Consider the following 15,624-nt stretch of genomic DNA (forward strand, 5'->3'; position numbering starts at 1 on the left):
CTGCCGCAGGACTCCGCGCCTGCCATCATTGCCGGATGGGGAGTGTTCTGATGACCGGGGATCTGCACGGCAATACCAGCCATGCCATCGACCTGTTGCAGGTCGCCGTGCGCGAAGAGTGCGAAAGAATGTTCGTCCTCGGCGATTTCGGCGCCTGGGAGCACACCGCCGCCGGCCGGCGCTACTTCGATGTGGTGGACCGGGTGGCGCGCAAGAAGAAAGTCCGGGTGTATTTCCTGGACGGCAATCACGATAAATCCTCGCTGCTGCACGAACTCTACGGCTCCGAACCGGATGACGAAGGCTTCCTGGTGTGCCGCAAGAACATCCGCTACGCGCCCCGCGGGCACCGCTGGACCTGGGAGGGCACCCGGTTCGCGGCGTTCGGTGGCGCATACTCGGTGGACAAAGGCTGGCGGCTGGCCGCGGAGGCGCAGCGCGAGCGAAAAGCCGAGCGCCGCAGGCAGTTCGGTTCCGCCCGCCGACCGGCGACCGAAGGCACGCTGTGGTTCCCGGAAGAGCAGATGACCGACGCCGAATGCGCGGCCCTGCTCGCCGCCGACTCCACCCCGGTGGACGTGCTGCTCACCCACGACAAGCCGCGCGCCGCCGACCCGGACTGGAACCGCAAGAACCTGCCCGAATGCCTGCCGAACCAGGATCGCGTCCAGCGCGTGGTCGATGCCCTGCGGCCCCGGCTGGCGTTGCACGGGCATCTGCACTACCGCTATACCGACCAGGTCGGCGACACCCGCGTCGAAGGTCTCGGCGCCGACCCGGAGGCTTCGCATCCGATCGGTTACGAGAGCTCGGACTCCTGGCTGGTGCTGCCGCTCCCGTACGCGCCCGAGGTGGCCGCGGAACGGGAAATCGCCTGAGGCGAGCGGTTATCCGGCCAGGCAGGCGTCGCGCGCGGTGTTCTTGCTCGCGTTGAATTTGTCGACCGAGGCATTGAGCGTGTCGACGTTCACCCGGCGTTCCACGTTGTCGGCGACGGTGTTGCTGTCGTCGCGGTAGGTGCGCAGCGGATCGGCGATCCGGGGCGGCAACTCGCTGGTCAGCTTGGCGGTCAGCTCGGTGGCGCCGCTGCGCAGCGTGTTCACGGCGTCGGTGGCCTTGGCGTCCTCGTCGGAGGCGCCGGCTTCGCCCGCGGCGATGTAGGCGTTGAACGAGGTGATCGACTTCGAGGTGACCTCGGCGAAAGTGTCGCAAGCCGTTTCGATCGCCGACTCCACCGCGGCCGCCTTGGACGACGACGCCGCGATCGACGACGAGATCGAGGAAGCGGTCACCTCGGAGGTGTAGGACGCCAGCTCGGTCTGGTTGGCCTCGGCGGCGCCCTCGATCTGTTTGGAGCAAGCGCCGAGGAAGATGATGCCGGTAGCGGTCGCGGCCGTCGCGGCGGCCAGGCCGGCGCGCTCTAGTCGTCGCATCGTGTACGCCTCTCTGATGTCCCTCGGGGGCCCGATGACGCTGCGCGGTCGGAATCGGACGTTTCGACGGTACTGGGTCGGCGGCATTCCCGTCAGCTGGGCTGCCAACCGATACCCATCCGTACCCCGAAGGGGCCCGTGACCTGGGAGAGTCACGGGCCCGGTCACGCCTGCGTCAGCTCGGGAGACCGGCGAGCATGCCGTTCATCGTGGCGATCTCGGCCTGCTGCGCGGTGCGCACCGCCCGGGCCAGCGCCACCGACTCCGGATTGACACCGCCCGCGATCTCGGTGTCGGCCATGGCGATCGCGCCCTGATGGTGCTGGATCATCAGTTCCAGCCACTGCCGGTCGAACGCGGTGCCGGAGGCGGCGCGCAGCGCGTCCAGCTGCGCGGTGGACATCATGCCGGGCATGGTCGCGCCGTGCCCGGCGTGCTCGCCCGTCGCGCTCGGCACAGGTTTGCCGAAGCTTTGCAGGAGCTTGCTGATCTGCTCCATCTCCGGCGACTGCGCCTGCTCCACCGCCGTGGCGAGGGCGAGCAGCTGCGGGTTCTGGCTGCGGCTGGGCACCAGCTTCGCCATCTCCACGGCCTGCGCGTGATGCGGGTACATGCCTTGCAGGAAGGCGACATCCGCGTCGTTGAAATCGGTGCGCGCGCCCGGCGCGGAGGTGGCCGCCGCGCTCGACGACGCGCTGTGGTCCATGCCGGGCATGGAGCCGGAATCGTCGCTACAGCCGGCGGCGATCAGGCCGATCGCGGCGACGGCCAGGGTGATTCGGGTACGACTGTTGAACATGCTTGTACTCCTGGGGAATTGGGGGTGATTCGGGAAGGGCGGAGCGCCCATCAGATCCGCAGAATCGACAATTCGGCCAGGGATAGGACAGTCCACGGCGGCGGGCGTTCCCGCTCGGCTCGCCACTGCCGCGGCAGCGTCAGCGGGCCGCCGGCGGAGCCTGCGGCGACGTAGTAGAGCAGGACGAGCAGCAGCGCGAGCCCGAGCGCGGTCAGGATGAAGACGCAGCCGTGCAGGCCGGCGTGGCCGGAATCGCAATCGGCTCCGGCGCAACCGGTTCCGGCCGGGGCGGCGGATTCGGGGGAGTGCTCGTGCGGCGCGGTACCGGCGTCCATGGGGACGCCGGAGTGCCGGTCGGACGACTGCGAGTGGTCCGCGGTGATCGTCGTGTGGTGGCTGGGCGGAGTGAAGACGCCCGCGTGCATGGCGACGATGCCCGCGAGCAGCGCCAGCACTGCCAGCATCCGGGTGGCCCCGGACGCTCGAAGCAGTGGATGCTGGTCGACCACGGCGCCGAGTGTAGCGACCTCCCGGGACCGGTCGCAAATACCCCTAGGCCGTATTGGTAGGCGCTACGGCGTCGCGATATCGATCACCAAGCGGGTCGGGTTGCTGAGCGTGCTGACCGTGAACGGCGGCCGATCGGCGTTCACTCCGATGAACGATTGCGTGGTGCCTTCGAAGACGGCGGTCCGGTACACCCCGGCGATGCCGGGCGCGATCGGATCGGTGGCCGGATCCGGCCCCGAATACGGCTCGACACCGCTGTCGAACGGATAGGCCGACCCGGTGATCTGCACCTCCAGAATCGACTGCCCCGCCACCTCGATGACCTTGCCGCTGCCGTCCTGCACGGCCTGATCGGCGTAGCGCACGATCCAGCCGGGGGTGCCGGGGCCGCCGAGGTCGTAGACGACGCGGTCGTAGCCCGGCTGCCGCCCGATCCGGACCCCGGTCACCGTGACGCCGGACTCGGCCGACGGCGCCTGCTCCTTGGGCAGCGCGTCCCGCGGCACCTGCGTGGGCGAGTCGATGAAGGTGCTGGTCGTATCTGGCGGCACCGCTTCGGAGCCGCGGTCGTCGCAGCCCGCGAGCAGGACCGCGGCAGCCGTGGCCAGCAGCACCATCGTGTTACGCATGGGGCAGATGTTACTTAGAGAAACCGTTATCAGGGGGACCAGCAATCGCCGTGTCGCGCACCCACTTCCGGGCACCCGGTGTTCTGTCGAATTGCATTGTGAGACTTAGCATTTCGAATCTCACACATTTCCTCTCGGAACTATTTCGGCCGATTGGCCGGGGTGAATGAGACATTCGGGCAACGATCTAGCACACTTGACGTGTGGGAGATGTCGAGGATGTCCTAGGCCGGCTGCGGCGCTATCCGGATGTGGAGGCGCTGAACCTCTATGCCGTCGATGCCGCCGATCGGCTGATTCTCGATGTCGCCGAAGAGCACCTGGCCACCGCTGGTAGCGGCAAGGTTGCTGTAATCGGCGACAGCTACGGCGCGCTCACCCTCGGCGCGGTCAGCGCGCACGATCTGCGCGACGTCCGCGTGCATCAGGATCTGCTCACCGGCGAACTCGCCCTGGCGAACAACGCCCGGACCCTGGGCCTCGCGGATCGCTATCTCGCGCACGGGCTCAACGAGAAACTGCTCGCCGACGCGCGCGTGGTTCTGCTGCGCCTGCCGCGTGTGCTGTCCGGGCTCGCGGAGGTCGCCGACGCCATCGCGCGCTACGCCGATCCCGAGGTGACCGTGATCGCCGGCGGCCGCGACAAGTACCTGACCAAGTCCATGAACGACGTACTGGCCGAATACTTTTCGGAAGTACGGGCCAGCCGCGGCCGGCAGAAGTCGCGCACGCTGCTGGTGTCCGGGCCGAAAACCGTGGGCGCGCCGCAGTTCCCGATGTGCGAGCGAGTCGAGGACCTCGCCATCGACGTCGTCGCGCACGGCGCCGCGTTCTCCGGCGCCCGGCTGGATATCGGAACCAGGTTCCTACTACAACACCTGAAACTGATGAAGCCGGACGCCCGCGACGCCATCGACCTCGGTTGCGGCACCGGCATTCTCGCCGTCGCCCTGGCCAAAGCGCGCCCGTCGATCCGGGTGGTCGGCACCGATCAGTCCGCGGCCGCGGTGGCCTCGGCGCGCGCGACGGTGGCGGCCAACCACGTCGACGATCGCGTCACCGTGGTGCGCGACGACGCCATGTCCTCGGCCTCGGACAACAGCGCCGACCTGGTGCTGTGCAACCCGCCGTTCCACGTCGGGGCCGCGGTGCACACCGGCTCGGCGATCAAGATGTTCGTCGAGACCGGCCGGGTGCTGCGACCGGGCGGCGAGCTGTGGACCGTGTACAACTCACACCTGAATTACCGCGGCGTAGTGGAGAAGATGGTGGGCCGCACCGAGGTCGTCGGGCGCAACCGTAAGTTCACGGTGACTCGGTCGGTCCGTGGCCTGCATGACGCCCAGCAGCGGTAGAGTCCGATATGTCCAACTCGGGCAAGCCCCACCTGGGAACTTGCCAGCGGGCATACGCGTTGAACCAGGTAGTTGGCACTCTGAAGGGAAGGGACGCAGTGCGTACCACGAGCAATCCGGTTTTCAAGAACCTGCCCAAGCAGCAGGGCGGCGGTGGCTACGCCAACTTCGGCCAGGGCATGCCCGGCGCCCCCGCGGGCCAGCCGTACGGCAACCAGTACCCGCCGAACCAGTACGGTCAGCCCGGCCAGAACCAGCCTTACATCCCGCCGGCCCAGGCCACCCGGTCGATCACCATCGATGACATCGTCACCAAGACGGCGATGGTCCTCGGCGTGCTCTCGGTGACCGCGCTGGTCTCCTACATTCTGTCCGCCACCAGCACCAACAACTCGCTGGCCATGCCGCTGATGCTGGTCGGCCTGATCGGCGGCCTGGCGTTGTCGCTGATCGCGATCTTCGGCAACAAGACCGACAACCCCGCGCTGGTGCTGTCCTACGCGGCCTTCGAGGGCCTGTTCCTCGGCGCGGTCTCGTTCGTGTTCGCCAACATCGTCAGCGTCGGCGGCACCGGCATGATCGCGCAGGCCGTGCTCGGCACCTTCGGCGTCTTCGCGGGCATGCTCGTCGTCTACAAGACCGGCGCCATCCGCGTCACCCCGCGCTTCACCCGCATGATCATCGGCGCCATGATCGGCGTGGTGGTGCTGATGCTGGGCAACCTGGTCGCCAGCTTCTTCACCGACGGCGGCTTCGGCCTGCGGGACGGCGGCCCGGTCGCCATCATCTTCAGCCTGGTCTGCATCGCGATCGCCGCGTTCAGCTTCCTGCTGGACTTCGACGCCGCCGACGACCTGATCCGCGCGCAGGCGCCGGAGAAGGCGGCCTGGAGCGTCGCGTTCGGCCTGACCATCACCCTGGTCTGGCTGTACCTGGAGATCCTGCGTCTGCTGAGCTACTTCAACAACGACTAGCGGTAAACGAAAGGGCGGCCAACCGGAATCCGGTTGGCCGCCCTTTCGGCGTTCATCAGGTCAGGAGAGGCGCTCGATGACCATCGCCATGCCCTGGCCGCCGCCGACGCACATGGTCTCCACACCGAACTGCTTGTCGTAGGTCTGCAGGTTGTTGATCAGCGTGGTGGTGATGCGGGCGCCGGTCATGCCGAACGGGTGACCCAGCGCGATCGCGCCGCCGGACACGTTCAGCTTGTCCTCGTCGATCTTCAGCTCCCGGGCCGAGCCGAGCACCTGCACCGCGAAGGCCTCGTTGATCTCGAAGAGGTCGATGTCGTCGATGCCCTTGCCGGCCAGGCGCAGCGCGTTCTTGACGGCCTCGATCGGGCCCAGGCCCATGATCTCGGGGGACAGGCCCGAGACGCCGGTGGACACGATGCGCGCCAGCGGGGTCAGGCCCAGTTCCTTGGCCTTGGTGTCGCTCATGATGACCAGCGCGGCGGCGCCGTCGTTGAGCGGGCAGCAGTTGCCGGCGGTGATGGTGCCGTCCGGGCGGAAGACCGGCTTCAGACCGCTGACGCCCTCGTAGGTGACGCCGGCGCGCGGGCCGTCGTCCTTGGCCACCACGGTGCCGTCGGGCAGGGTGACCGGGGTGATCTCGCGCTCGAAGAAGCCGTTCTTGATGGCCTCCTCCGCGCGGTTCTGCGAGCGCACGCCCCAGCGATCCTGGTCTTCGCGGGTGATGCCGGTCAGGCGAGCGACATTCTCGGCGGTCTGGCCCATGGCGATGTAGGCGTCGGGCAGCAGGCCGTCTTCGCGCGGGTCGTGCCAGTCCACGCCGCCCTCGGCGGTCTTGGCGGTCCGCGCCTGCGCCTCGTCGAACAGCGGGTTCTTGGTGTTGGGCCAGCTGTCGGCGGAGCCGTTCTTGTAGCGCGAGACGGTTTCCACACCGGCGGAGAGGAACACATCGCCCTCGCCGGCCTTGATCGCGTGGAACGCCATCCGGGTGGACTGCAGCGAGGACGCACAGTAGCGGTGCACGGTGGTGCCCGGGACGGTGTCGTAGCCGAGCATGACCGCGACGTTGCGGGCGATGTTGAAGCCCTGCTCACCACCCGGCGAGCCGCAGCCCAGGATCAGGTCGTCGATCTGGGTGGGGTCGAGAGCCGGAACCTTCTCCAGCGCGGCGCGCACGACCTGCACGGTGAGGTCGTCGGGACGCATATCGACCAGCGAGCCCTTCATGGCGCGGCCGATGGGCGAGCGGGCGGTCGAAACGATAACTGCCTCAGGCATGAGGGCTCCTTCGGTACTGCGGCGTGGCGAGCTCAGTTTTGTACTGGCGCATCTATGTGTACCGAACTCCCGGATTCCGGGGTCAGGCAGGTACGTCGAAGCTCGCGTGCGCGGGCACGCTCGCGTTGTCGGTGGTGACGATGACTTCGACGCGACCCGGCCCGGTGTCCTGGAACAGCGAGTAGAGGATGCTGCCGTAGATGCCCACCACGACCGGGTTGCTGTAGGCGCCGGCCGCGCCGGTGCTCAGGTTGCGCCAGGCGACCGTGGTCCGCACTTCGCACAGCGGCGCGAAGGGGTAGCTGCCGGGCCCGACGCCCGCGACCGGATCGGCGCGCATATTGATGATGGCCCGGCCCGGCCACTGCGGGCTGGTGTCGGCCCAGGTGCGGACGCTGGTCCAGCACAGACCGCCGTGCGCGAGCGTGGGAACCGCCGGAAACGACGTCGTGGCGGCGTTCGCCGCCGCGGCCGGAACCAGGGTGAGAGCCGCCGTGGCGAGCAGGGCGGCACGAGCGATGTTGGGCTGCCTCATGTTTGCGAATCCTATGCGTGCGATCCCCGCTTTGCGCTCTGCCGCCGCGCGCCCGCGCGGCGGGCTGAAATCCCCGGGAAATGGGCCTCTGCAACGATAGAGCCCATGCGCATCGCGAACCATGTCGTCGACCTCATCGGCAATACGCCCCTGGTTCGGTTGAACTCTGTGGTGGAACCGGAGGCCGGCCTGCTGGCCGCCAAGATCGAATACCTGAACCCGGGCGGCAGTTCCAAGGACCGCATCGCGGTGAAGATGATCGACGCGGCCGAGGAGGCCGGGCTGCTGAAGCCGGGCGGCACCATCGTCGAGCCGACCTCCGGCAATACCGGTGTCGGGCTGGCCCTGGTGGCGCAGCAGCGCGGCTACAAGTGCGTGTTCGTCTGCCCGGACAAGGTCTCCGAGGACAAGCGCAATGTGCTGCGCGCGTACGGCGCCGAGGTCGTGGTGTGCCCGACGGCGGTCGCGCCCGAGGACCCGTCCAGCTACTACAACGTCTCCGACCGGCTGGTGCGCGAGATCGACGGCGCCTGGAAGCCGGACCAGTACTCCAACCCGGGCGGCCCGGACAGCCACTACGAGACCACCGGCCCGGAGATCTGGCGCGACACCGAAGGCAAGGTCACCCACTTCGTCGCGGGCGTCGGCACCGGCGGCACCATCACCGGCACCGGCCGCTATCTCAAGGAGATCTCCGGCGGCAAGGTGCAGATCGTGGGCGCGGACCCGGAAGGCTCGGTGTACTCCGGCGGCACCGGCCGGCCGTACCTGGTCGAAGGCGTCGGCGAGGACTTCTGGCCCTCGGCCTACGACCCGGCCATCCCGGACGAGATCATCGCCGTCTCCGACGCGGACTCTTTCGAGATGACCCGTCGCCTGGCCCGCGAGGAGGGCCTGCTGGTCGGCGGCTCCTGCGGCATGGCGGTCGTGGCGGCCATCGAGGTGGCCCGCCGGGATCCGGCCAACGTGGTGGTTGTGCTGCTGCCGGACGGCGGCCGCGGCTACCTGTCCAAGATCTTCAACGACCAGTGGATGAGCTCCTACGGGTTCCTGCGCACCCGGCTCGACGGCAGTGTCGCCGAGCCGCTCGTCGGCGACGTGCTGCGCGGCAAGTCCGGCGCGCTGCCGGATCTGGTGCACACCCATCCGTCGGAGACGCTGCGCGATGCCATCGAGATCCTGCGCGAGTACGGCGTCTCGCAGATGCCGGTCGTCGGCGCCGAGCCGCCGGTGATGGCGGGCGAGGTGGCGGGCAGCGTCACCGAACGCGATCTGCTCTCGGCGGTCTTCGAAGGCCGTGCGCATCTGACCGATTCGGTGGCCAAGCACATGAGCCCGTCGTTCCCGCTGATCGGTTCCGGCGAACCGCTCTCGGCGGCCACCAAGGCGCTCTCGGATACCGACGCGCTGATGGTGGTGGAGGATGGCAAGCCGGTCGGCGTCATCACCCGCCACGACCTGCTCGGATTCTTGAGCACGGGCAGCATAGGGCACTGACCCGATAAACGCACGCGGCGATTCGGTCGCCGAATCATAGCGACCGAATAACCATTTCTCAGCGCACGGCAAATTCCTGGCAAACTGCTGGTTTAGCACTTCGTGGCGGGGTAAAACAGCTGCGAAGGTCGCCTCGGCAACCGTCAGGCGTCGTCGAATAGCAGCGAAGGGAAGCGCCGTGCAAACCTCCAATTTGGCTATCGATATCGACTTCCGGCAGGGGTGGTCGGACGCGTGGAGCGCGATCGCGACGTTCGTACCCAAATTCGTCGGTTTCCTGGCAATCCTGTTCATCGGCTGGATCGTCGCCAAGGCCATCGCCTCCATCGTGCGGCGGGTGCTCGACCGCGTCGGTTTCGAGAAGCTGGTGGACCGCGGCGGCATCAAGAACCTGCTGGCGCGCAGCAATTGGACCGCCTCGCAGATGCTGGCGAAACTCGCCTACTACGCCGTCCTGCTGATCACGTTGCAGCTCGGCTTCGGCGTCTGGGGCCCGAATCCGGTCAGCGACATGCTCAACGGCATCGTCAGCTGGCTGCCGAAGCTGGCCGTCGCGATCGTCATCGTGATCGTCGCCGCCGCCATCGCGCGGGTGGTGCACGAGATGGTGTCGGCCGCGCTGGGCAGCCTGTCCTACGGCCCGATGATCGCGCGGGTGGCCTCGGTGTTCATCTGGGCGCTGGGCATTATCGCCGCGCTGAACCAGGTCGGCGTCGCCACCGCGGTCACCGCGCCGGTCCTGTGGGCCGTGCTGCTGACCGTCGCCGGTGTCCTGATCGTCGGCGTGGGTGGCGGCCTGATCCGTCCGATGCAGACGCGCTGGGACGGCTGGCTGGACAAGGTCGAGGGTGAGATGCCGGCGCTGCGCGGCCATGCGGAGGCCTACAAGCGTGGTCGCGAGGATGTCTCGCGGGAGCAGGCTTGGCAGGACCAGTCGGCGACCACCACCGCCCGCTACACCAGCACCACCGGCGAGCCGACTCGCCAGAACGGCTGAGCTGAAACGTAATTCGCGGAAAACGCAAATGTCCGCCGTGAGCCTCGGCTCGCGGCGGACATTTGTTTTTCAGCTGATGTATTGCGCTTGGACGCACACCGCGGCGAGCCGCAATTGCATCCAGTCCGCCGCGGTCCAGTCCGTCGGCGGCGCGCCGGTCATGGGCGTGGCGATCATTTCGGCCAGGTCCTGGGCGGTCGCGGGCTGATGTTCGCGGGCCTGATCGAGCAGGCCGCGCACATATCCGGCGAGCAGCAGCAGCGGTGGCACCTCCGCGGAATCCTCGACGCCGTGGTCGAGAATGTCGCGAATAGCCGCACCGTGCTGGTCGAGCACCGCCGACAACGCAGGATTCTCCGCGGCTGCCGCGAGCGCCGGTTCCCCGTGCGAGTCGTGCAGGCGGTTCATAATTCTGCGCGCCGACACTTCGAGCAACGCGGGGCCGAGCAGGAACATTGGCCGACTGTAGCAATCATGCAGCGTTTATCAAAATGTGATCTTCCACCCATTTATCGGCGACGCCGAAAGTGTTTGTCAGCGAAACGCATTCGCGTCCGTGAGCGCTTTTCCGAGGACCAGCTGATGGACTTCGGCGGTGCCCTCGTAGGTCAGCACGGACTCTAGATTGTTCGCGTGCCGCAGCACCGGATAGTCCAGCGTGATGCCGTTGGCGCCGAGAATGGTGCGGCACTCCCGGGCGATCTTGATGGCCTCCCGCGTGCTGTTCAGCTTTCCCGCGCTGACCTGGTCGGACAGCAGTTCGTGCCGGTCCTTGAGCCGCCCCAGATGCAGCGCCAGCAGCTGGCCCTTGCCGTACTCCAGAGCCATGTCGGCCAGCTTGGCCTGGGTCAGCTGATAGGCCGCGAGCGGCTTGTCGAACACCTCGCGGGTGCGGGCGTAGTCGATGGTGGCCGCCAGGCAGTCCCGGGCCGCGCCGAGGGCGCCGAAGATGATGCCGAACCGGGCCTCGCTCAGACAGGCCAGCGGCGCGGCCAGCCCGCGCGATTCCGGCAGCACCGCGTCGGCGGGCAGGCGCAGGTCGTCGAAGTCCAGTTCCGCGGTGACCGAGGCGCGCAGCGACAGCTTGCGGTGCATCTCGCGCGCGGTGAACCCGGGGGTGTCCGTCGGCACCAGGAAGCCGCGGATCTTGTCCTCGGTCTGCGCCCACACGATCGCGACATCGGCGACCGACCCGTTGGTGATCCACATCTTGGACCCATTGAGCACCCAGTCCGCGCCGTCGCGCACCGCGCGGGTCCGCATGCCGCCGGGATTGGAACCGAAGTCGGGTTCGGTCAGGCCGAAGCAGCCGATGACGCGCCCCTCGGCCATCCCCGGCAGCCACTGCTGCTTCTGCTCCTCGGAACCGAACTTGTGGATCGCGGTCATCGCGAGCGAGCCCTGCACCGAAACCATGCTGCGCACACCGGAATCCACGGCTTCGAGTTCCTGGCAGGCCAGGCCGTAGGTGGTCGCCGACATGCCCGCGCAGCCGTACCCGTCCAGGTGCATGCCCAGCAATCCGAGCTTGCCGAGTTCGGGCGCCATGTCCCGGGCCGGGAACGTGCCGGCCTCGAACCAGTCCGCGATGTGGGGTCGCAACTTCTGCGCGGCGAAGTCTCGGACGGTGTCGCGGATCTCGCGTTCCTCGGCACTGAGCAGGGAGTCGGTGGCGAACAGTTCATCAACGCTGAGCATGGGCCTCACGCTACCGCCGCGCCGCCCAACTCCGTGCCCGAAGGCGGCGGCCGAATCGGACCCATTTAGGCTGGCGCTATGAGTGCTGAAGGGTTGGGATTCGCCACACGAGCCGTGCACGCCGGATTCGATCCGGATCCGCAAACCGGCGCGGTCAACGTCCCGATCTACGCGAGCTCGACCTTCGCCCAGGACGGCGTGGGCGGTATGCGCGGCGGCTTCGAGTACGCCCGCACCGGCAACCCCACCCGCCAGGCGCTGGAAGCCAACCTCGCGGCCCTGGAGTCCGGCCGGTTCGGCCGCGCCTTCGCCTCCGGCATGGCGGCCACCGACTGCGGGCTCCGCGCGATCCTGCGCCCCGGCGATCACATCGTCATCCCGGACGACGCCTACGGCGGCACCTTCCGGCTCATCGACAAGGTGTTCAGCCACTGGGGCATCACGCATTCCCCGGCCGCGGTCTCCGATCTCGACGCGATGCGCGCCGCGATCCGCCCGAACACCAAGGCGATCTGGATCGAGACCCCCACCAACCCGCTGTTGAACATCGGCGATATCCCGGCGCTGGCCGAGATCGCGCACGCCGCCGGCGCCAAGCTGGTGGTGGACAACACCTTCGCCACCCCGTATCTGCAGCAGCCGCTGCTGCTCGGCGCCGACATCGTCACCCATTCGACCACCAAGTACCTGGGCGGTCACTCCGACGTGGTGGGCGGCGTGCTGGTCACCAACGATCCGGAACTGGACGCGGCGTTCGGGTTCCTGCAGAACGGCGCGGGCGCGGTGCCCGGCCCGTTCGACGCCTACCTGACCATGCGCGGCGTCAAGACACTCGCGCTACGGATGGAACGGCACAGCGACAACGCCGAACTGCTGGTCGAGTTCCTCGCCAAGCATCCGGCCATCGCCCAGGTCATCTACCCGGGTCTGGCCGAGCACCCCGGCCACCTGGTCGCGAGCAAGCAGATGCGCCGCTTCGGCGGCATGATCTCGGTCCGCATGCACGGCGGCAAAGCCGCGGCGCTCGACTTCTGCGCGCGCACCAAGATCTTCACCCTGGCCGAATCGCTGGGCGGCGTGGAATCGCTGATCGAGCACCCCGGCGCCATGACCCACGCGTCCACCGCGGGTTCGATGCTGGAGGTGCCCGCGGATCTGGTCCGGCTCTCGGTCGGCATCGAGGACGGCGCGGATCTGCTCGCCGATGTCGAGCAGGCGCTGGCGGGATAGGACCTCGGACATGACGAAGCGGCCGCACTCGAGATCGGGTGCGGCCGCTTGCGTCTGTGACGGGTTTTCGGTGACCGCGAGGTCAGCTGTGGTAGGGCTCCGCGCTGACCAGGGTGACCTTCATGATGTTGCCGTTGGGCAACTGGTATTCGCGGGTCTCGCCGACCTTGGCGTCGATGAGCGCCCCGCCGAGCGGCGACGCGGGGGAGTAGGTCTCCAGCTTGGAATCGCTGAGGCCTTCTTCGCGGGTAGCGATCAGGAAGGTCTCGGTGTCGGATTCGTCGCCGTCGTAGTAGACCTTGACGACCGAACCGGGCAGCGCCACACCGGACTTGGTGGGCGCGACACCGACCTTCGCGTTGTTCAGCAGTTCCTGCAGCTGGCGAATGCGCGCCTCCTGCTGACCCTGCTCTTCACGCGCGGCGTGGTAGCCGCCGTTCTCCTTGAGGTCACCCTCTTCACGGCGTTCATTGATCTCGGCAGCGATGACGGGACGGTTGGCGATGAGCGCGTCGAGTTCGCCCTTGAGCCTGTCGTGCGACTCCGGGGTCAGCCAGGTCACTTGCGTCTCAGTCATCTCGATCACTCCCTAGTAGTTGTTCCCGGCGAGCCGGGATTCCCTGTAACTGCCGCAGTACCCACCCGGGAGCGGGCACGCACCAGCCGACGACCAGTTTTCGATCGGTGGGGGTTCGAAGAACTCCGACAGACCTTGGCCCAGGGCAAACCCGAGAACCCTGAACGCACTGCGCTGGCCGCCAATGCAGCAAACACGGCTCCGAGGTCCGGAACCGTGTATCACGCCATTTTAGCATGAATCACAAACATGCAGGTCGGAACTTGTTTTGTGTCCGAGGGGTGCCGTTTGTTCGCCGGATAGGTCCGGTTGATCACCCGGCTCGGAGGTAACCCGGCACCTGATCGGCGCATCCGTAGACGTTGCCGGCAGATGGCCGGGAGGACGACCTGACGGTTGTGGTCATCTCGACCGTACCGCTGTCCGACGGCGGGATCAGCACCTCGCGGCGCCCGATCTCGGCGCTGTCGCTCGACATCACCCGCACAAAACAGACGATGGGCTGCTGCGGATCCTTGCGGGTGACCTTGAACCGGACCGTCATGGTGGAGTCGTCGATCTGCTGGTAGCCGAGCCCCTCGGCCTCGATGTCCTTGGGCCCGTACTTCTGATAGCCGAGGAAGGCCACGCCGATTCCGGCCACCACCACCGCGATGCTGAGCGCCCACGGGATCCACGGCCGTCCGGCGCGCGGAACTTCGCCATAGCGGTCGGCGTGTCGCGCTGACGCTGTGTCGGGCTGCCGGGGCTCCGCGTCGGTCATTGCTGATCACTCCGGGGGGTAGGTCGGAACAAAAGTGGGTCGGATGGAACTATAGGGAACGACCATCCGACACCCGCGACCGAGAGCGATGGTGAACGAAATCGTGAGTGGCCTTCGCCTCATGGCGGTGCACGCCCACCCGGACGACGAGTCCAGCAAGGGCGCCGCGACGACCGCACGTTACGCCGACGAAGGACACGACGTCCTGATCGTGACGCTGACCGGCGGCGAACGCGGCAGCATCCTGAACCCCGCCATGGACACCCCCGGCGTGCTGGACCGCATCGACGAGATCCGCCGCGAGGAAATGGCCGCCGCCGCCCGCGCGCTCGGCGTGCGCCAGACCTGGCTCGGGTTCGTCGACTCCGGCCTGCCCGAAGGCGATCCGCTGCCGCCGCTGCCCGAGGGCTGCTTCGCGCTGGTGCCGCTGGAGGAAGCGACCGAGGCGCTGGTGCGAGTCATCCGTGAGTTCAAGCCGCACGTCGTCACCACCTACGACGAGACCGGCGGCTACCCGCACCCCGATCACATCCAGTGCCACCTGGTGTCGATGGCCGCATGGGAGGCCGCCGGCGATCCCGAGCGGTTCCCGGACGCGGGCGCGCCCTGGACGCCGCTGAAGCTGTACTACGACCACGGCTTCTCGATGAAGCGCATGGAGATCTTCGCCGCGGAGTACGAGCGCATCGGCGAGCCGTTCCCCTTGCAGGAGTGGCTGGACCGGATCCGGCAGTACGCGGTGGAGCGCGGCGACGTGATGTCGCGGGTGACCACCCAGATCGAATGCGGCAAGTACTTCCCGCAGCGGGACGACGCCCTGCGCGCGCACGCCACCCAGATCGACCCGAACGGCGCGTTCTTCGCGATCCCGACGGAGATGCAGCAGCGGCTGTGGTCCACCGAGGAGTTCGAGCTGGCCAAGACCCGGGTGCGCACCGCCATCCCGGAGAACGACCTGTTCGCGGGTATCGAGGAAGTCCAGGCCTGATGTTGCTCGCAGTGCTCGCCCAGACCCCCGGCACCCCGACCGGTCCCGAATTCGGCAAGGCCTCGCCGCTCGGCCTGGTGATCGTGCTGATCCTGCTCGCCGGGACCGTCCTGCTGGTTCGCTCGATGAACCGGCATCTGAAGAACCTGCCCGAGACCTTCGAACCGGAGCATCCGGAACCGGATCAGGAAGCCGACGAGGGCACCGAGCCCGGAATCACGCGGCTGTCCAAGGACGAGTCCGGCACCGAGGGGCACGCGCAGCCGAGCTGACTGCGGGCAGGCTCCTGACCTGCGGTTGTTACATTATTTCGGGTCGGTACGTCATCGAGATACCAGACGGCCTTCCACACCGAGGGCCT

Annotated in this window: 18 protein-coding genes; 8 read left to right on the top strand and 10 right to left on the bottom strand. The window is 67.7% G+C overall.

Annotation, left to right across the window (positions count from 1 at the left end; all coding sequences use genetic code 11):
• The first annotated feature begins 35 nt into the window (after positions 1-35).
• Complete coding sequence (locus tag AB0M14_RS22375) at positions 36-878, top strand: metallophosphoesterase (RefSeq protein ID WP_364997876.1); 843 nt, start codon at positions 36-38, stop codon at positions 876-878.
• Between the two features lie 9 nt (positions 879-887).
• On the opposite strand, the gene AB0M14_RS22380 is transcribed toward AB0M14_RS22375, so the two are convergent.
• The 4 genes from AB0M14_RS22380 to AB0M14_RS22395 all read right to left on the bottom strand — a co-directional run bounded on the left by AB0M14_RS22380 (position 888) and on the right by AB0M14_RS22395 (position 3,371).
• Positions 888-1,433 carry a hypothetical protein gene (locus AB0M14_RS22380; protein ID WP_364997878.1) on the bottom strand — a complete coding sequence of 182 codons (546 nt, stop codon included), beginning with the start codon at positions 1,431-1,433 and terminating at the stop codon, positions 888-890.
• Between the two features lie 175 nt (positions 1,434-1,608).
• The gene (locus AB0M14_RS22385) at positions 1,609-2,232 is read right to left on the bottom strand and encodes a DUF305 domain-containing protein (protein WP_364997880.1); all 624 of its coding nucleotides are present in this window, start codon (positions 2,230-2,232) and stop codon (positions 1,609-1,611) included.
• A gap of 50 nt (positions 2,233-2,282) precedes the next feature.
• Complete coding sequence (locus tag AB0M14_RS22390; protein WP_364997882.1) at positions 2,283-2,741, bottom strand: DUF6153 family protein; 459 nt, start codon at positions 2,739-2,741, stop codon at positions 2,283-2,285.
• Positions 2,742-2,804: 63 nt separating this feature from the next.
• The gene (locus AB0M14_RS22395) at positions 2,805-3,371 is read right to left on the bottom strand and encodes a hypothetical protein (protein ID WP_364997885.1); all 567 of its coding nucleotides are present in this window, start codon (positions 3,369-3,371) and stop codon (positions 2,805-2,807) included.
• A gap of 203 nt (positions 3,372-3,574) precedes the next feature.
• Between AB0M14_RS22395 and AB0M14_RS22400 the strand changes: the two genes are divergently transcribed.
• Together AB0M14_RS22400 and AB0M14_RS22405 are read left to right on the top strand one after the other, a co-directional pair.
• A complete protein-coding gene (locus tag AB0M14_RS22400) occupies positions 3,575-4,726 on the top strand; it encodes a methyltransferase (RefSeq protein ID WP_364997887.1) in 1,152 nt (383 codons plus the stop codon).
• 98 nt (positions 4,727-4,824) lie between these two features.
• Complete coding sequence (locus AB0M14_RS22405) at positions 4,825-5,700, top strand: Bax inhibitor-1/YccA family protein (protein WP_364997889.1); 876 nt, start codon at positions 4,825-4,827, stop codon at positions 5,698-5,700.
• 60 nt (positions 5,701-5,760) lie between these two features.
• On the opposite strand, the gene AB0M14_RS22410 is transcribed toward AB0M14_RS22405, so the two are convergent.
• A complete protein-coding gene (locus AB0M14_RS22410) occupies positions 5,761-6,978 on the bottom strand; it encodes an acetyl-CoA C-acetyltransferase (protein WP_364997891.1) in 1,218 nt (405 codons plus the stop codon).
• Positions 6,979-7,060: 82 nt separating this feature from the next.
• Positions 7,061-7,513, bottom strand: a complete 453-nt coding sequence (locus tag AB0M14_RS22415) for a hypothetical protein (protein ID WP_364997893.1) — start codon at positions 7,511-7,513, stop codon at positions 7,061-7,063.
• 105 nt (positions 7,514-7,618) lie between these two features.
• Between AB0M14_RS22415 and AB0M14_RS22420 the strand changes: the two genes are divergently transcribed.
• Positions 7,619-9,010 (top strand): cystathionine beta-synthase, encoded by a 1,392-nt coding sequence (locus AB0M14_RS22420; RefSeq protein ID WP_364997895.1) that lies wholly within the window; start codon positions 7,619-7,621, stop codon positions 9,008-9,010.
• Positions 9,011-9,188: 178 nt separating this feature from the next.
• Complete coding sequence (locus AB0M14_RS22425) at positions 9,189-10,007, top strand: hypothetical protein (protein WP_364997897.1); 819 nt, start codon at positions 9,189-9,191, stop codon at positions 10,005-10,007.
• A gap of 69 nt (positions 10,008-10,076) precedes the next feature.
• Here the strand turns inward: AB0M14_RS22425 and AB0M14_RS22430 are convergent, their stop codons facing one another.
• A complete protein-coding gene (locus AB0M14_RS22430) occupies positions 10,077-10,463 on the bottom strand; it encodes a DUF6401 family natural product biosynthesis protein (protein ID WP_364997899.1) in 387 nt (128 codons plus the stop codon).
• 78 nt (positions 10,464-10,541) lie between these two features.
• Positions 10,542-11,705: an acyl-CoA dehydrogenase family protein gene (locus AB0M14_RS22435; protein ID WP_364997901.1), complete on the bottom strand. Its 1,164-nt coding sequence runs from the start codon at positions 11,703-11,705 to the stop codon at positions 10,542-10,544.
• A gap of 78 nt (positions 11,706-11,783) precedes the next feature.
• Here AB0M14_RS22435 and AB0M14_RS22440 point away from each other — a divergent pair, with 78 nt between their 5' ends.
• The gene (locus AB0M14_RS22440; protein ID WP_364997903.1) at positions 11,784-12,935 is read left to right on the top strand and encodes a cystathionine gamma-synthase; all 1,152 of its coding nucleotides are present in this window, start codon (positions 11,784-11,786) and stop codon (positions 12,933-12,935) included.
• 82 nt (positions 12,936-13,017) lie between these two features.
• Here the strand turns inward: AB0M14_RS22440 and greA are convergent, their stop codons facing one another.
• Both greA and AB0M14_RS22450 read right to left on the bottom strand, forming a co-directional pair.
• Positions 13,018-13,512 carry a transcription elongation factor GreA gene (gene greA, locus AB0M14_RS22445; RefSeq protein ID WP_194815435.1) on the bottom strand — a complete coding sequence of 165 codons (495 nt, stop codon included), beginning with the start codon at positions 13,510-13,512 and terminating at the stop codon, positions 13,018-13,020.
• 313 nt (positions 13,513-13,825) lie between these two features.
• Positions 13,826-14,275 carry a DUF4307 domain-containing protein gene (locus AB0M14_RS22450; RefSeq protein ID WP_364997905.1) on the bottom strand — a complete coding sequence of 150 codons (450 nt, stop codon included), beginning with the start codon at positions 14,273-14,275 and terminating at the stop codon, positions 13,826-13,828.
• Between the two features lie 121 nt (positions 14,276-14,396).
• Here AB0M14_RS22450 and mca point away from each other — a divergent pair, with 121 nt between their 5' ends.
• Both mca and AB0M14_RS22460 read left to right on the top strand, forming a co-directional pair.
• Positions 14,397-15,263 carry a mycothiol conjugate amidase Mca gene (gene mca, locus AB0M14_RS22455; RefSeq protein ID WP_364999013.1) on the top strand — a complete coding sequence of 289 codons (867 nt, stop codon included), beginning with the start codon at positions 14,397-14,399 and terminating at the stop codon, positions 15,261-15,263.
• Entirely contained in the window at positions 15,263-15,535 is a 273-nt protein-coding gene (locus tag AB0M14_RS22460; protein ID WP_364997907.1) for a hypothetical protein, read from the top strand. Before mca ends, AB0M14_RS22460 begins: the two co-directional genes overlap by 1 nt.
• Positions 15,536-15,624 lie beyond the last annotated feature (89 nt).

The organism is Nocardia sp. NPDC051832 (assembly GCF_040681285.1).
Lineage (GTDB): Bacteria > Actinomycetota > Actinomycetes > Mycobacteriales > Mycobacteriaceae > Nocardia.

Bases quoted from the DNA above. Each gene is read 5' to 3' on its own strand.
- mca (WP_364999013.1), top strand. From the start codon at position 14,397: ATGGCGGTGCACGCCCACCCGGACGACGAGTCCAGCAAGGGCGCCGCG.
- AB0M14_RS22380 (WP_364997878.1), bottom strand. From the start codon at position 1,433: ATGCGACGACTAGAGCGCGCCGGCCTGGCCGCCGCGACGGCCGCGACC.
- AB0M14_RS22410 (WP_364997891.1), bottom strand. From the start codon at position 6,978: ATGCCTGAGGCAGTTATCGTTTCGACCGCCCGCTCGCCCATCGGCCGC.
- AB0M14_RS22460 (WP_364997907.1), top strand. From the start codon at position 15,263: ATGTTGCTCGCAGTGCTCGCCCAGACCCCCGGCACCCCGACCGGTCCC.
- AB0M14_RS22450 (WP_364997905.1), bottom strand. From the start codon at position 14,275: ATGACCGACGCGGAGCCCCGGCAGCCCGACACAGCGTCAGCGCGACAC.
- AB0M14_RS22385 (WP_364997880.1), bottom strand. From the start codon at position 2,232: ATGTTCAACAGTCGTACCCGAATCACCCTGGCCGTCGCCGCGATCGGC.
- AB0M14_RS22440 (WP_364997903.1), top strand. From the start codon at position 11,784: ATGAGTGCTGAAGGGTTGGGATTCGCCACACGAGCCGTGCACGCCGGA.
- greA (WP_194815435.1), bottom strand. From the start codon at position 13,512: ATGACTGAGACGCAAGTGACCTGGCTGACCCCGGAGTCGCACGACAGG.
- AB0M14_RS22375 (WP_364997876.1), top strand. From the start codon at position 36: ATGGGGAGTGTTCTGATGACCGGGGATCTGCACGGCAATACCAGCCAT.
- AB0M14_RS22435 (WP_364997901.1), bottom strand. From the start codon at position 11,705: ATGCTCAGCGTTGATGAACTGTTCGCCACCGACTCCCTGCTCAGTGCC.
- AB0M14_RS22430 (WP_364997899.1), bottom strand. From the start codon at position 10,463: ATGTTCCTGCTCGGCCCCGCGTTGCTCGAAGTGTCGGCGCGCAGAATT.
- AB0M14_RS22415 (WP_364997893.1), bottom strand. From the start codon at position 7,513: ATGAGGCAGCCCAACATCGCTCGTGCCGCCCTGCTCGCCACGGCGGCT.
- AB0M14_RS22420 (WP_364997895.1), top strand. From the start codon at position 7,619: ATGCGCATCGCGAACCATGTCGTCGACCTCATCGGCAATACGCCCCTG.
- AB0M14_RS22395 (WP_364997885.1), bottom strand. From the start codon at position 3,371: ATGCGTAACACGATGGTGCTGCTGGCCACGGCTGCCGCGGTCCTGCTC.